Origin of the sequence: Labilibaculum sp. DW002, assembly GCF_029029525.1 — a bacterium.
Taxonomy (GTDB): domain Bacteria; phylum Bacteroidota; class Bacteroidia; order Bacteroidales; family Marinifilaceae; genus Paralabilibaculum; species Paralabilibaculum antarcticum.
This window is the reverse complement of record NZ_JAKJSC010000007.1, coordinates 1-15,165: the sequence shown is the minus strand read 5'-3', so window position 1 is coordinate 15,165 and position 15,165 is coordinate 1. Positions and strand designations below refer to the sequence as shown.

The window sequence follows — 15,165 nt, the reverse complement described above, 5'->3', positions numbered from 1 at the left end:
TAAAGTTTATTTAAGATTTTATAATAAAGCTAAGAATTGTTATTCTATTAATCAAAAAACAATCCGCTTATTAAAAAGAAAGCCCTTTAGATGATTCATCGTTTTATCAGCTATTATGACATATACTTCAGCTATCTACACCTGTTTTACAAGAAAATTTAATTACACATTAAAAAGACTTCATAATGCAAATAGTTGAAATAACTATTGCTTAAAAAAATCACAAACTTTATTAAAAACAATATTTAAGCTTTCCTCAACATTTTGCGACTCCTGCTTATTCATTGGGAATGGATTTTCATGTGAATACGAATAGGGAAAGTCAAGCTCTTCAACCTTAATATTAATATCTCTGGAAGCTCCTTTTAAGGTATTTTCAATTTCATAAGTCGGAAAAACAGAATCTCCTTTTAATGCAATGGCGTAAATCTGATTTTCTACTTTTTTAAATAAAGCCTCTCTAAAATGCCTCCTATTTTTGTACTCTAACATGGTATGCAATACTTTTCCTTCCAAATGATCCTCTTCAATGTAATGATGCAAAAGATTATCTTTCTTTAAAAAGCTATTAAAATGTTCAACCAAATAAGAGTACAAAGCAACGTTAACCTCACTATCTAAAATAAATTTAGAAACAGGAGATAAACGATTAAAAACTGCACCACTGCAAAACAAACACAATTTGGTTTCATTAAAATAATTTCTGTAGTTCGTTAACTTTAAAATTTCAGCTAAAAAACCGCCAATAGAATAAGCAAAAATATCAAAGCTAAAATCCTTATCAATTAACTCATGCTTACCACTTTTACACTCCTCAATAAATTGAATAATATCGTAATAGGATTGCAAACCCGACCAAATAAATCTTTGTGGCTTAGAATGGAGACGCATGCTAATAGCTACGTTCGATAAGGATGAACCTATGATATTTGGAAATTGATCTTTGCGCTTTTTACTTAATTCAAACATTGCCTTTTTATCACTCCAATGCTTTGGTGCACGTTGCATATGAAATGCAATGGGAAAAAAGACAACTGCACATTGTGTTTTCTCACAAATGGCTTGTCCCCAAGGCAAATATTTATCCCATGTCTTTTCATTAAAGCCATGAAGTATAAACGTAACTTTTTTCACACTATCATTCCCCTTCGGCTTTAGTATCTTATAGGTGAAATTCTGGTTTTCTTCAACAATAACATCCTCAATATGAACATCATTTTGTATTTCACCTATTTCATTATCCGATAGCATGTTCTCAATAAGATCCAATTTATGACTTTCACAATAATAATTGGTTTTACCAGGTAAAATATCATGAGCTAAAGAATGAAATTGATACTCCAAAAATTCCATATTATCAATATCTGAAGCTCCACTATCGAAAGCCAATTTCAAATTCTGACAACGATCTATATATGACATAATAATAAAATTTAATGATCTTATTCTTGACTACTGAACCTAATCCATTTGATTTAACTTACAAAATTCGAATTTACAAAAACACTACTAATTAACAAAAAAACAAAATCATATATACTTCTCATTTTTTTATGATTATTTTTGCAATTGTAAGCCAATCACGCTAATTTAATTTTATGTACCAAAAAGATTTTATAATGCGAATGATCGAAATGATAGCTGATTTAATTGCTCTCATTTTAGGATTGATTAAAAAAGGTAATTTACCACAAGCAACTAAACTTTTGGACAATGCCTATCGTGAATTTCTAAAAAAGGATGCTTCTTTTTTCAGAAGCCTATCCAAGGATAAATTAACTAAAGAATTACTGACCGAACACAACTACACGAATGATCATTTAAAAATATTATCGGAACTTTTCTTTGCCGAAGGTGAATTAAACATTGTAAAAGGCGATAAAGAGAATGGTTTAAGTTATTACGAAAAGTCTTTAATACTATTAGAATTTACAGAACAAAATTCTAATTCCTTTTCTTTAAGCAACCAATCAAAAATTAGTTTATTAAAAGAGAAAATCAGAATATCAATACAATAAACCTGAGATTTAACATTAAAATCAAGATCTAAAAGGAATAAGTACTGAGCAAATTCTACAAGAGGTAAAAACGATTAAAGAAATGTCCATATCATTTGGCCTATTATTGATGGTGCTCGTTTGCATAGGAATTTACCTAATTATAAACAATTCAGAATTGCTTTCCTTAAGTATTGCTCCATTCATCTTATCTCCTATTCTTTATTTATTTTCTAAAAAGGCTATCGTAATTAAGGTTGAAATTAAGAGTAGGGAAATTTAAGTTCTTCTAATATCTAAAATTGCACCCAATAGGAAAGGATTAAATTAAGGACATGATTTACGATATAAACATCAAGCATGTTCAACAGCATATTTGTTTTGATGCTAAATCTTGAGAATAACTTAAATTTGTTTGATACCAAAGCAATATTTTTAAAATGAGCTTTATATTCAAAAAGACAAAGGCTGATATTGCCTTAAAATATTTCCATAAACCACCTGGGTACTATAATTGTGCGCAGGCAGTTTTAAAAGCATTCCAAGAGGAATATCAAATCACAAATGATGATATTACTGAATTTTCCAAGTACGGTAATGGCAAAGCAAAAGATGGCCATTGCGGTGCTTATTATGCTGCTTTGGAATTAATCAAAGACAAACCCGAACTGTCTGAAGAATTTAGCAAACGCTTTCAAGAAAAATCTGAATATTTAAGCTGCTTCGATATTCGTTTTAATTACAGTATGTCCTGTAAAAACCTTGTTAAGCTTGCAGTAAATTTACTTGAGGAGATTGCACCAAAGCAGGAGAATAAATGAAAATAATTGAAGTGACTGCTGCCATCATTCAAAAACAGGATGAAGTATTAGCCGCCCAGAGAAGTCATGATGATGAACTTGGTTACAAGTGGGAATTTCCAGGAGGGAAAATTGAGCAGAATGAATCTGCCGAAGAATGCATCGTTCGCGAATTGGAAGAAGAGTTTGGAATCAAAACTAAAGTTGTAGGATATTTAGGAGAAAGCAAATATGATTACGATAATAAAATCATCTTGTTAAAAGCCTTTTTTGTGGAACACATTCAAGGTGTATATCAACTTAGAGTCCACCAAAACATTCGCTGGATAAAAATTACAGAATTAAAAACCTTAGATTGGGCTCCCGCTGATATTGAATTGGTTAATCAACTTGTAAAACATCATAAATTAAAGTAACTGATCAACCGAATTTCGAACAAAATCTCGCGAATAATAATCATCATCCTTAATATCCCCATTCCACACAACAATATCCAAATCGATTACACGAGGACCAAACTTTGGTAAAGTTCTATCTCGTCCCATTTTGTCTTCTAACTTTTTTAAGTATTTCGTAAATTCTTCAATGCCATGCTGAGTTTTTACATGAACAGCCCCATTCACAAAATCATCTTGATCAGTTATTCCAATTGGAGCTGTCTTAAGCCAAGATGAATGCTTCCCAACCCAATGATCTTTTGCCAAAAAACAAAGCATTTTACGGATATTTTCTTCCGGATTGATGTTTGATCCTATACTTAAAATACATTCATTCATACCTAAAACTATTTATCCCTATTAGCCTCTAATTCTATAGAGACCGATTCCGCAAAGCGTAATGCATGTGGTTTATCAACCTCTACTTTAGCCCATTCTACCTGCGGATTCAATAAGATCAAATCTAAAATTTGTTGGGTTAGATTTTCCAACATTTTAAATTGCCCCTCTTGAACTAATTTTATCACCTTTTTAGTGATCGTTTTATAATTATAAGAATTTTCAACATCGTCATTACGAATCGCCTCATTCACATTTGCTCTAATTGTCATATTGATAAGAACGTCTTGTTTGTTTTGTAATTCTTCAGGGTTAAACCCGATATAAGTTCTAATGAGTAAATTCTTTACACGAATTATTGCCATATGCTAAATTTTATAAAAGTTGTTCGCCTCCGTCACAGTACAAAATCTGCCCCGTTAAATTCTTATTATCTATAATATAATCCAATGATTGCAAAACAGGAACAATGCCTCCCGGCTCTTTCATCGGTGTATTTCTAGCTAGGTTTACTAAATATTCTTCTCCTTGATTTTCAGGTGGAAGAGTTGCTCCTGGAGCAATTCCATTAACTCTAATTTGTGGTGCAAATTCCAAGGCCGCCATTTTTGTTAAGTGTGCAAAAGCTACCTTTGAAATACTGTAGGCTGCATGTGAATTCGAATTTGTTGTTATTCGTGTATCCAAAAAATTCACTATTACCCCTTGGTGACTGTTCATTGCATAATTCCTTGACAGAATAAACGGAGCTAATAGATTTACATTGATCTGATTTTGAAACAATTTAATTGAAGTCTCTCGAATAACACTTGGTTCAAAAACAGAAGCATTATTAATTAAAATATCCAGATTTTCGAATTGCTTCAAAACCTTATCAATTAATTCATCACAATCTTGTGCATTGCTCAAATCTGCTTGAAATATTTTAAAATTCTGACTAACAAACTGCTCTTGTAAACTTTTCTGCAGATCGATAGCTGCTTTTTTTGATTTGTTATAGTGGATCGCAATATCGCATCCTCTTTTAGCCAAATGCAGAGACATCATTCTTCCAATTCGCTTTGCGGCTCCAGTAATAAGTACTGTTTGTCTTCTATTTGTCATGTAAGCTATGTTTTACATTAAAGTTAATCAATATCTTTACTGATTAAAAGTTTATAATAAATTATTTTTTGATTCAGAATTCTCATTAATTTTAGGGATTGTATTTAGTTTTAATGCACCTTGAGAGGTGTTTTGTTTTACCTCTAATTCTATCTTACAATCTAAAAAACATTGCATAGCTATGACCAGAATAGAAATTGAACCACAATTAAAATCAGCATGCCCGAAACTACGTTTGGGAGTTATTCAGTGCAAAGTAAAAACGCAAGAAGAATGTCCCGAACTTTGGGGAATTATAAATGAAACAACTAAAAAATTGCAAGAGGAACTGGCCATAAGTGCCATCAAAGATCTTCCGGCTATTGATAGTTCTAAAAAAGGCTATAAAGCTGCAGGTAAAGATCCAAGTAGGTATCGTTTATCTGCCGATTCTCTTTTACGCCGAATTGTAAATAGGAAAGGTTTATATCAAATCAACAATGTTGTGGATCTGCTCAACTTGGTTTCCATCAAAACTGCATTTTCCATTGGCGGTTATAATGCAGCTAAAGTAGATGGAATAATTCGCTTTGGAATTGGAAAAAATGAAGAAGCGTACGAAGGAATTGGAAGAGGTAAATTAAACATTGAAGGACTTCCTATATTTAGAGATGAAAAAGGAGCTTTCGGGAGTCCAACCAGTGATTCTCTGCGAACACAAATCGATACGAATTGTGAGGATTTTTTAATGATCATCATCAGTTTTCAGGAAGAAAAAGGATTAACAGAAGCTATGGATCTGGCAAGTGAATTACTTCTATATCATGCGGATGCCCAAGAAATAGAAACTAAAATTATTTAATAAAATAAAGCCTAAGAATAAATCTTAGGCTTTATTTTTTTCAATTCAACAAATTACTGCAGTACAAAATTAATTACCGCCGAATAAGAAACTTTTACAGGCTTTCCTCTCTGCATACCAGGCTTAAATTTCGGTAATGTTTCAATCACCCGCATTGCCTCTTTATCTAAAGAAGGATCCACTCCTCGTAGCAATTTAATATTAGAAATTCCTCCATCTCGTCCGACAACAAAGCTTACAAATACCCTTCCTGTAATTCCATTTTCCTGAGCAATAACCGGATAGCGGATACTCGCACTAATGTATTTATACAATTCTAAATCTCCTTCTTTCCTATTATTACAAATATCTGGTCTGAAGATTGGCATTTCTTCCACAATTACAAAAACCTTCACTTCATCATCAACTTCCTCCTCTTCAAATACTTCAACAGGCTGAATTTCAACTTCGGTTTCTTCACTTATGGTTCCGTCAACAATATCTAATTCCACCTCTATTTCGGTATTGTTCTCAACAATAGTAATTACATCTGTTAAGAGGATTTTTGGTGGCAATTTAGGCTTCTCAATAAGGTCTTCCTGTCTTGTAATTGGTATCATTTCTTCATCCAGGCTCAAATCTACAAAATCTCTAATTTCTACGACATCTCTTACCTTTGATGGCCATTCAAAAGAAATCAAGGTTAATGCTAAAGCAACAACCAAACCAATTTCAAAAAACAGGGTTTTTCGTTTTTCTAAATCAGCATTTGGGTTCTTTTTAGGAAACATAGCTAAACATTTTACAAAATAAATGCAATGTGAAAGCAGTGACAAAAGCCAAACACTGCTAAAACAACTAATAATGTTTAACTTAAGTCCTCGTGAGAGGATGAGTTCAAAGAACTTGTGTATAATATATACGTTTTTTAATTGGCTATTGTTGCAAATAAAAGCCTCATTTTTAACCTCTTCAACACTATTGCAATACAAAATTAACGTATCCGGAGAACCAAACTGCAACATTTTTATTTTGTTGTCTACCAGGTTTAAATTTTGGTAAGTTTCTAACGACCCTAACAACCTCTTCATCCAATAAGGGATCAACCTTTCTTGTCACTTCAACATTAGAAATCTCACCCGTTTTTGTAACTACAAATCGAACATATACTCGTCCTTGAATACTTGATTCCTGTGCCACAATTGGATATCGTACCATTCTTTGCATTGTTAAAAACAAATCCTTACATCCTTCTTGATAAGAAGTATTCTTCTTAGGATTAAAAATTGGCATTTCCTTAACCATTACAAATGGCGTGGTTTCATCAATGACTTCATCCTCCACATTTACAGGATTGTAGATTACTTCATCTTCTAGATTTCCGAAAGAATCTACTGGATCGTAATCATCCACCTCAGGGTCATCATCAATAATAATCAAATCAATTAATTCTATTTTTTTAACCTTTGGAGCTTCCAACTTCTCAGGTTCTGTAAAAGTGACCATTATAACATCTTCAACATCTGCTAAATCTGTAAAATTTATCACTTCTGGCTCTTCAATAGGAACCTTGTACTCAAAAGCCATCAAAACAAATAAAAAACTAATTAGAAATCCGAATTGTAAAAAAAGGATTCTCTTTTTCTCTAAGTTATATTTAGGGTTCTTTTTAACTTCCATAGGATTGTATTTTCGTTAAACAATCAAATCAATAAAAACAATATTTGAAACTAACTATTTAGTTATAGTGAGTCAAAAAAAAAGTGTCAATATTTTACTGTAGAACAAATGAAATGTATCCACTAAACCAAACACTTACGGGTTTATTCCGTTGCATTCCCGGCTTAAAGTTCGGTAAATTTCGAACTACACGAATTGCTTCATTATCCAAAGCTGGATCTCCTTTTCGCATTACTTCTACATTGTCAACTTTACCTGTCTTCGTAACAACAAATCTTACAAATACTTTTCCTTCAATGCCATTTTCCATTGCAACAACAGGGTATTTTGTCATTTTCTGCATGGTTACAAATAAGTCTCTTACACCTTCGTCATAAGTCTTATTTTTTTTCGGATTAAAAATTGGCATCTGCTCTACTCTTACAAATGGAACATCCTCTACTTCTTCTATCTCCTCTGTAACATCTGCAATATCATAAGAATCATCCTCAAAAGCATCAGAATCAGTTAAATCTAAATCAACTACATCTTCTTCATCATCTGCAAGTATAATGGTCGTAAGCTCAATTGGTTTAAATTTAGGTAACTCTTTAGGCTTTGGCTTGTCTTGGACAGTAATTGGAATCACCTCATCCATTTCATCCAGTATTTCAAACTCTAAATCGGCAATCTTCTCTACTGGGGTTTCATACTCAAAAGCCATTAACACAACAAGTAAACTTACTAGAAATCCGATTTGCAAAAATAAACCTCGTTTTTTTTCCAAATCATAGTTGGGGTTTTTTTTAACTTCCATAATATTGGGTTTTGGTTAAACATTAAAAATTGGTTTCTGGTATTCCTAAGAAATTAGTTTTGTAACTAATTTCTTAGTTAATATACGTAAAAAATTTTATTAGTTCAAAGAAAAACGAATAGGAATTGTATAATTCACTTCAACTTTTTCACCTTCTTGCTCTCCTGGTATCCAATTTGGCATATTATTAATCACTCGAAGCGCTTCTTTATTCAGCTCAATATTAGCGCCTTTTATAACTTTTGCTTTTTTCACACGGCCATCACGACCAACTACAAATTGGACAAAAACTTTTCCTTCATAGCCTTGTTCAGCAGCTAATACTGGATATTGAATTTGTCTAGCAACATAACGTCTTAAGTCACCATTAGCACCTGTAAATTGAGGCATTCTTTCAACAATAGTATACTCTTTACTTCCTTTTATCTTAATTTCATTCTCTAAATGATAATCTGAAGCATTCTTAATACGTGCGTAAAGAGGGTCAGGAGAACTTACTGGTTCTTCAACCTGATTAGTCAATAAGAAATTTACCGGCACAGTATAAGCAATGTTCGTTAACTTACCATTTTGTCGACCTGGTTTCCACTTGGGCAGGGAACTAACAACTCTCAATGCTTCCTTATCTAGAAAAGGATCAAACTTCTTAATCAAACGAGCATTTACCACATTGCCCTTTTTATTAACTACAAACGAAACAAATACGCGACCTTCAATTCCATTAACTTGTGCCTCCTTAGGATAAGAAACGTGTTTAGCTATGTATTTTTGAAGCGCATTGTCACCACCTGGATACTCTGGCATTTCATCGATAACAACTTTTATCTCATTAGGATGATCAACCTTTTTATATTCCAGATTTTTGATTCCTTTAGTAGACCAATTTCCAGTAATGTGATCCACATCATTTCCGAAAAAATTGACTTGATTATTCTCATACGAACTAAACGGATTCAATTCTGATGGTAACAGTTCTCGAAACGAAAAATCAGTATCCAATTTTTCTTTTTCTACAATGGTAAATGCAAAAGCCGAAAACAATACGGTCAAAATTGGAATCAACAAAAGTAATTTCACCAATGCGATTTTGGGAGATTTAATTTTACCCAACATCGATATTCTTTTCTTTAATGTAGATTGTCCAAAATTATTTGCTAGTCGAAATAAATCACCACCTGCAAATTGATTTACGATGTGCATTTTATACTCATGAGCATTAACTGCGCCATTCACAACCTTATCATCTGCTAAATATTCATGTACTTCTTGAATTGATGACTTGTAGAACCAAACAAATGGATTGAGCCAGAATGCTACGGTAAGAATTTCTATCAGTATTAAATCGAATGTATGAAATTGATCTACATGCACTTTTTCGTGCTCTATAATCGATTTAAAATTAGGTTTCTGATAATCTTCCTGACTAATAAAAACGGTGTTTAAAAATGAAAATGGCGGGTAATCATCAGTTAAAATAACCAAACGAATTCCATTTTCCTTACGAATCTCTCCTTTCCTACTCCAGCTTGATAATTGAAATAGATTCTTTAAAAACCGCAGTGAAAAAATTAAAATGCCTATAAAATAAATTAGCCCTGCATATTGATACCAGCTAATTACTTTTTTTATAGAAGCAGTTACAACAACCTCTTCAAGCATATTTCCACTCAAATACTCTTGTGAAGTCTTTACCACCGCATCTAAAACATGATATGGAGTTTCAATTGTACTTTCTGGTTCAGGCTGAAAAGGGATTTCTAATGTTGGAATTAATATTGAGGCAAGAATTGTAAGCAACAAGAAAATGCGGTTAACTCTAAAAAAAGTATCCTTTTTTAGAAATAACCAATACAAGGCATAAAAAAATGCCATGCATATCGCCGATTGCATAAAATATAAGATGATGCCTGTAATCATTCCAATCTCTTAGATTAGCTACTTTGCTTTTTAATTTGCTCTTCAACCATTCTTTTTACCTCTTCTAGTTCTGATAGGCTTACTTGTTCTTCTTTTGCGAAAAAAGAAACCATATCACGATAAGAGTTCGAGAAATAGTTACGAACAAAGCCCTTCATAAATCTTCGAGTATATTCTTTTTTCCCCATTAAAGGAAAGTATTGGTGGCTTTTACCGTAAGCAATATGACTTACAAAGCCTTTCTTTTCAAGAATACGAACAATTGTAGAAACTGTATTATAAGCAGGTTTTGGCTCATCAATTTTTTCTATAATCTCCTTTACAAATGCATTTTCAAGCTCCCAAAGGATTTGCATGACTTGCTCTTCTGCACGAGTTAGCTCTTTCATTTATTATTTTTTAGGATTGTTTATTGTCTTAAATATATAACTATAAATTTAGTTTTACAACAATTAACAAAACTCAAGTAATAACAAAAGAGTAATTATCTGAATTTCAACACAAAACTAAATACCTTATTTGTTTATTTGAAATGAATCTGCGTCAAGATGAACAGGAAACTTAGCTCTAAAACCATTTAATTCATCTAAGCTTAGGCTTGCATTTAAAATAGCTTCCTGATTATCAACACATTTAATAAGCTCTTTCCCTTTTGAGTCGTATACAACAGAACCTCCAGCATAAGACAGTCCCATTCCATCTTGTCCAATTCTATTTACACCCAAAACAAAGGACTGGTTTTCAATCGCTCTTGCTTTTAATAAAATACTCCATACATCTTGTCGAGCTTCAGGCCAATTGGCAACGTACAAAAGAAGATCGTAATTATTCTGATTTCTACTCCAAACCGGAAATCGAAGATCATAGCATACCAAAGGTCGAATTCTCCACTTTCCAATCGTGAAAATAACTCTTTCATCTCCACCTTTAAAATGCTCTTGCTCCTCTCCCATGCGAAACAAATGCCTTTTATCGTAAGAACAAATGATCTTTTCACCATCAACACAATACAATCGATTATAATAAACACCATCCTCCTCAACAATTATACTCCCTAGAATTGTTGATTTTAACTCTTTGGCTTGATTCATCATCCAATTAATGGTCATTTCTGCTTTTGGAGCAATCTGATCTTTATTTTCCATCATAAAACCAGATGAAAACATTTCGGGCAACACAATTAAATCAGTTGCATTCTTTAAGCCGGAAATTAAACGTGTTATGCTTTGCAGATTCTCCTCTACATTGCCCCATTTCAAATCCAATTGAACCAAACTTACTCTAAGCATATCAGACATTGCAATCAGTTTTATAATCCAGTAGAAAAATTTTCAGGATATTTAGGCTTACAATTAAGGTATTTGCTTTTAATTTTAAGCATATCCTCGTCAACATTTCCTGTTGGGTAAAAAGCTTCACCACAAGATAATGTTTTTTCTTCGTAGTCAATTTCTGCCAAATAAATGGGCACATTAGCCTTTAAGGCGATAAAATAAAACCCACGCTTCCATTCTGGTCTTAAGCTTCGACTTGCTTCAGGAGCTAAAGATAAGTACAAAGAGTCTCGACTAGCGAACTCCTTGGCTAACTGATCAGTCATATTTCCCTTTTTACTTCGATCTACTGGCATCACGCCCCAAGATTTAAGAATATAATTAAATGGGAATACAAACATTTCCTTTTTCATCAAAACTGTTGTTGGAATATTATGGGATAAAAAAGCTAATTTCCCCCAAACAAAATCCCAATTAGAAGTATGCGGAACAGCTATAACTACCGCCTTTTTCACTTCAGGAATAGCACCAATATACTTCCACCCACACATCTTCATTATTACCCTACTAATTTTAGCTCTCATACTCTTGTTTTGTTGATCGTTCTGCAAAACAATCAATTCTTTATTTACAAAACAACACCAAACCGATATATTTATTGGAAAATATCGCATTTAGAGTAAAAGTTCTCAATAAAAACTATTATTTTGTAAAAATCTAAATAATGCATTGAAATTACTACCAACGACTTAAAATCATAAACATCTTGGCTTTCATACAAAAAGACGCAATATTCTCTGGCAAATGGTTTTACAACTATGCCATCCTTATTTCTGGGGCTTTAATTATGGCTGCAGGATTTGTTTTTTTTATCATTCCCCATGGAATTGTTCCTGGTAGTATCTATGGAATTGGAATTATTATCAACAAATTAACCTTAGGAACCTTTCCTCAAGGTCTTTTTGGAATTTTAAATCCTGCAGATTACGATGGCTTTTTCTCCGGACTTTTGTATCAATTCATGGATTACTCTAATGATTTGTTTCGGAAATATGGCGGTGGAATACCTGTTGGAATTGCAAGTTTAGCTATTAATATACCTTTGAGTCTAATTGGAATTAAAGTTTTGGGACCTCGATTTGGAATTAAAACCTTTCTATCTTTTATATTATGTGCTTTATTTATTGATGTTGTAAGTGCTTGGTGGGGATTTATTCCACTGGTAGATGATGTTTTACTTTCCTGTATTTTTGGTGGTATTTTTATTGGCTTTGGCTTAGGCTTAATACTAAAGGCTAGAGCGACCTCTGCTGGTTCAGATATTCTTGCGATGATTGGAGCAAAATTCACAGGACTACCTCTTGGTCAGCTAGTGATTTATGTAGACTCTCTAATCGTATTGAGTAGCTTATACATTGTAATGGATTGGCAAATTCCATTGTATTCCTGGATTGTTCTTTTCATTATTGGAAAAGTTACGGATATCACATTACAAGGATCGACCTACGAAAAAGCCCTTTTTATTATTTCTGAAAAACACGAAGAAATCAGAAACAAAATTACCAATGATTACAAGCTAAATGGAACGATAATAAAGGGGAACAGAACATTAGATCTCAAAGAAAAAAAGATCATCTTCATCGTTGTAAACCGCCGAGAACTATCTATGCTTCAAGACTATATTCACTCAATAGATCCTATTGCTTTTGTTGCTGTTATGGAAACCAATGAAATACTTGGAAAGGGGTTTAAATCTTTAGATAAAGTGGAATAAGCACATATCTAGCATCAATTATTTTCTGAATAATCTTGAATACAGAGAAGTCTTTTTAGGCTTTTGAATTTCTTTAATTCTTAAAAGCAGTTGCTCTGAGCATATTTTTGGCATCTCTTCATTACCCATTTTTAAGAATACTTGAAAGAGTTCTCTATCCATATCAGGTATACCTGCAAGATCCCTACGTAAAAAAAACAAGCGTAATTGCTCCTCTTCCTCAATTGTGGTAAGTCCTGAATAGTATTTAGGAATTATTTCATGAGCAGTTAAATCATTCAGAATATCATTAGGATCAATTTGTGCTCTAATTTCTTTACGAACATTAGCAAGCATAGATTGAACATTATTAATACCTAACTCCACAACTATAGCTATTTCGTCCAACTTCAAACGTACCATTGAACGTAAGCACATAATTTCAGCCTGTATTGGTGATAATTTTTCTGTCAAATTACAAAAACGAACCATTGCAGGATTAGAATTCACAGGACATCCCTCAATAGAATTAGTTGTTTTTAAATCATCAGATTTAAAGATTTGTGCTTTGGCTAATTTCCTAGCTGTTTTGAATACATAGGTAAGATCTGTATGCTCATAATTCTTTCGCTCATACCAGCATTCTTCAATAGTATTGGTTAACACTTCAACCGTGTCGTCAGAGTTTCTCAGAATGCAATATAAATAGTAGTATATCTTATCTGCATTAGAAAAGATAAATGTATTAAAGTGTGCTTTGTCCATTAGGTGTGTGTAGTGGTCTTTTTGTACAATTAAGAATTGTATACTGATACCGCCAGTAAAAGTTACGATACATCAGTATAAATGGAGATTTACTCAAAATCTCCATTTATTAATTCTTTATTGCTTTAGAGGAGAATCTGGTTCTTTAGCCATATGATTGTAAGTCAGCTTTTCCAACAAACTTGGAAACCATTTCTTCAACCAAACTGTAAATTTTCCTTCCACAAAAGTTAAAATTAACTCTCGCTTACGTTTCACCACAGCTTTTGCGATATGAGCCGCACAAACTTCGGCAGTCATCATTTTAGCTTCGTCACGAGGCGTTTCTCCCTGCGAACTACCATCAGCTGTTAAAGCTACATTTCTAACATTAGAAGCTGTAAAACCAGGAGCAGCAACTAAAACATGCACCCCAGTTTTCAAGTTCTCTACCCGAAGTGTATCTAAAAATCCCCGAATGGCATATTTAGATGCAGAATAACCCGTTCTTCCAGGTAAGCCTACATAACCAGCTATCGATATAACACCAACAACCGATCCCTTAGATTGTGTAATATAAGGCATCGCATATTTGGTACAGTAAACTGTTCCCCAAAAATTCACATCCATCAAATTTTTAAGAACAGATAATTCACAATCCTTAAACATCGCACGCATCGAAATACCCGCATTGTTTATTAAGATATCTATGCGACCAAATTTTGCTACAGCCTCTGAAATCAAATTTTGACAATCACTTTCGACACTTACATCTGTTTTAACGCTCAATACCTCATTCCCCATTGCCAAAATCTGTTCTTCAACTTCTTTTAATTTGTCAAGATTTCTTGCTGCTAGAACAATTTTTGATCCTCGTGACGCAAAGTCAAAAGCCAATGCTTTTCCAATTCCTGAAGAAGCTCCCGTTATTACTACAATTTTTTGGTTCATGAAAAATGATATTTATTTCTAATAAGTGACATAAAAATGATGCTTTGATCATTTAATCGCCCACAAAAATAGAATTATTTTCATCGTTTATAATTAATTCGATCTTCAAATTGGAATTTTCTAAAGAAAACTTGCGGTACTTTCTTTCATTTTTTGTTTCATTTTAATCCAGTATCTATTGAAAAAAATGCCCATTATCATAAGGATTTTCGGGCAAAAGTAAAGAATTACATTTTTTTTCATTTTTTTTTCAATTCACTATCAATTTACGAGCCAATACAATAAAGCAAAACCATCTCACTTCCTCCTACAAAAACTGGAAATTTCTCCGATTTAGTGTTTGCGTATTTAATTTAAAGAATCTATATTTGCAACGCTTTTGAAAACAAAGGCTAGTACTGATTCCTTAGCTCAGCTGGTAGAGCACAACACTTTTAATGTTGGGGTCCTGGGTTCGAACCCCAGAGGGATCACTCTAAGACAAGCAAAAGTCTTACAAATAAAATCAGCACGATTCCTTAGCTCAGCTGGTAGAGCACAACACTTTTAATGT

Annotated in this window: 18 protein-coding genes and 1 tRNA gene; 6 read left to right on the top strand and 13 right to left on the bottom strand. The window is 32.9% G+C overall.

Features of this window, described 5'->3' with window-relative positions:
• Positions 1 to 204: 204 nt before the first annotated feature.
• Positions 205 to 1,422, bottom strand: coding sequence for a DUF6051 family protein (locus tag L3049_RS18375; protein ID WP_275111287.1), 1,218 nt, complete (start codon positions 1,420 to 1,422; stop codon positions 205 to 207).
• 197 nt (positions 1,423 to 1,619) lie between these two features.
• On the opposite strand from L3049_RS18375, the gene L3049_RS18370 reads away from it, so the two are divergent.
• The 3 genes from L3049_RS18370 (at position 1,620) to mutT (ending at position 3,213) form a co-directional block, all read left to right on the top strand.
• Positions 1,620 to 2,018 (top strand): hypothetical protein, encoded by a 399-nt coding sequence (locus L3049_RS18370; protein WP_275111286.1) that lies wholly within the window; start codon positions 1,620 to 1,622, stop codon positions 2,016 to 2,018.
• Between the two features lie 419 nt (positions 2,019 to 2,437).
• A complete protein-coding gene (locus L3049_RS18365; RefSeq protein ID WP_275111285.1) occupies positions 2,438 to 2,818 on the top strand; it encodes a C-GCAxxG-C-C family (seleno)protein in 381 nt (126 codons plus the stop codon).
• Positions 2,815 to 3,213, top strand: a complete 399-nt coding sequence (gene mutT / locus L3049_RS18360; RefSeq protein WP_275111284.1) for an 8-oxo-dGTP diphosphatase MutT — start codon at positions 2,815 to 2,817, stop codon at positions 3,211 to 3,213. Before L3049_RS18365 ends, mutT begins: the two co-directional genes overlap by 4 nt.
• On the opposite strand, the gene folK is transcribed toward mutT, so the two are convergent.
• The 3 genes from folK to L3049_RS18345 are packed head-to-tail and all read right to left on the bottom strand — an operon-like array spanning position 3,205 to position 4,677.
• A complete protein-coding gene (gene folK / locus L3049_RS18355; protein WP_275111283.1) occupies positions 3,205 to 3,573 on the bottom strand; it encodes a 2-amino-4-hydroxy-6-hydroxymethyldihydropteridine diphosphokinase in 369 nt (122 codons plus the stop codon). The genes mutT and folK overlap by 9 nt on opposite strands.
• 8 nt (positions 3,574 to 3,581) lie before the next feature.
• Positions 3,582 to 3,938 (bottom strand): dihydroneopterin triphosphate 2'-epimerase, encoded by a 357-nt coding sequence (gene folX, locus L3049_RS18350; protein ID WP_275111282.1) that lies wholly within the window; start codon positions 3,936 to 3,938, stop codon positions 3,582 to 3,584.
• 10 nt (positions 3,939 to 3,948) lie between these two features.
• The gene (locus tag L3049_RS18345) at positions 3,949 to 4,677 is read right to left on the bottom strand and encodes an SDR family NAD(P)-dependent oxidoreductase (protein WP_275111281.1); all 729 of its coding nucleotides are present in this window, start codon (positions 4,675 to 4,677) and stop codon (positions 3,949 to 3,951) included.
• A 181-nt stretch (positions 4,678 to 4,858) separates the two neighbouring features.
• On the opposite strand from L3049_RS18345, the gene L3049_RS18340 reads away from it, so the two are divergent.
• Positions 4,859 to 5,518, top strand: a complete 660-nt coding sequence (locus tag L3049_RS18340; RefSeq protein ID WP_275111280.1) for a B3/B4 domain-containing protein — start codon at positions 4,859 to 4,861, stop codon at positions 5,516 to 5,518.
• A 53-nt stretch (positions 5,519 to 5,571) separates the two neighbouring features.
• On the opposite strand, the gene L3049_RS18335 is transcribed toward L3049_RS18340, so the two are convergent.
• The 7 genes from L3049_RS18335 to L3049_RS18305 all read right to left on the bottom strand — a co-directional run bounded on the left by L3049_RS18335 (position 5,572) and on the right by L3049_RS18305 (position 11,748).
• Positions 5,572 to 6,288 (bottom strand): energy transducer TonB, encoded by a 717-nt coding sequence (locus L3049_RS18335; protein WP_275111279.1) that lies wholly within the window; start codon positions 6,286 to 6,288, stop codon positions 5,572 to 5,574.
• 187 nt (positions 6,289 to 6,475) lie between these two features.
• Positions 6,476 to 7,177 carry an energy transducer TonB gene (locus L3049_RS18330; RefSeq protein ID WP_275111278.1) on the bottom strand — a complete coding sequence of 234 codons (702 nt, stop codon included), beginning with the start codon at positions 7,175 to 7,177 and terminating at the stop codon, positions 6,476 to 6,478.
• A gap of 94 nt (positions 7,178 to 7,271) precedes the next feature.
• Positions 7,272 to 7,973, bottom strand: coding sequence for an energy transducer TonB (locus L3049_RS18325; RefSeq protein WP_275111277.1), 702 nt, complete (start codon positions 7,971 to 7,973; stop codon positions 7,272 to 7,274).
• A 99-nt stretch (positions 7,974 to 8,072) separates the two neighbouring features.
• A complete protein-coding gene (locus L3049_RS18320; RefSeq protein WP_275111276.1) occupies positions 8,073 to 9,845 on the bottom strand; it encodes a M56 family metallopeptidase in 1,773 nt (590 codons plus the stop codon).
• Positions 9,846 to 9,904: 59 nt separating this feature from the next.
• Positions 9,905 to 10,279 (bottom strand): BlaI/MecI/CopY family transcriptional regulator, encoded by a 375-nt coding sequence (locus L3049_RS18315; protein WP_275111275.1) that lies wholly within the window; start codon positions 10,277 to 10,279, stop codon positions 9,905 to 9,907.
• A gap of 126 nt (positions 10,280 to 10,405) precedes the next feature.
• Positions 10,406 to 11,188, bottom strand: coding sequence for an amidohydrolase (locus L3049_RS18310; RefSeq protein WP_275111274.1), 783 nt, complete (start codon positions 11,186 to 11,188; stop codon positions 10,406 to 10,408).
• 11 nt (positions 11,189 to 11,199) lie between these two features.
• Positions 11,200 to 11,748 carry a 1-acyl-sn-glycerol-3-phosphate acyltransferase gene (locus L3049_RS18305; protein WP_275111273.1) on the bottom strand — a complete coding sequence of 183 codons (549 nt, stop codon included), beginning with the start codon at positions 11,746 to 11,748 and terminating at the stop codon, positions 11,200 to 11,202.
• A 182-nt stretch (positions 11,749 to 11,930) separates the two neighbouring features.
• On the opposite strand from L3049_RS18305, the gene L3049_RS18300 reads away from it, so the two are divergent.
• Positions 11,931 to 12,938, top strand: coding sequence for a YitT family protein (locus L3049_RS18300; RefSeq protein ID WP_275111272.1), 1,008 nt, complete (start codon positions 11,931 to 11,933; stop codon positions 12,936 to 12,938).
• 18 nt (positions 12,939 to 12,956) lie between these two features.
• Here the strand turns inward: L3049_RS18300 and L3049_RS18295 are convergent, their stop codons facing one another.
• Together L3049_RS18295 and L3049_RS18290 are read right to left on the bottom strand one after the other, a co-directional pair.
• Positions 12,957 to 13,682 (bottom strand): RNA polymerase sigma factor, encoded by a 726-nt coding sequence (locus L3049_RS18295; protein ID WP_275111271.1) that lies wholly within the window; start codon positions 13,680 to 13,682, stop codon positions 12,957 to 12,959.
• A gap of 117 nt (positions 13,683 to 13,799) precedes the next feature.
• Complete coding sequence (locus L3049_RS18290; RefSeq protein ID WP_275111270.1) at positions 13,800 to 14,612, bottom strand: SDR family oxidoreductase; 813 nt, start codon at positions 14,610 to 14,612, stop codon at positions 13,800 to 13,802.
• Positions 14,613 to 15,012: 400 nt separating this feature from the next.
• Here L3049_RS18290 and L3049_RS18285 point away from each other — a divergent pair.
• A tRNA-Lys gene (locus tag L3049_RS18285) sits at positions 15,013 to 15,085 on the top strand.
• The last annotated feature ends 80 nt before the right edge of the window (positions 15,086 to 15,165 follow it).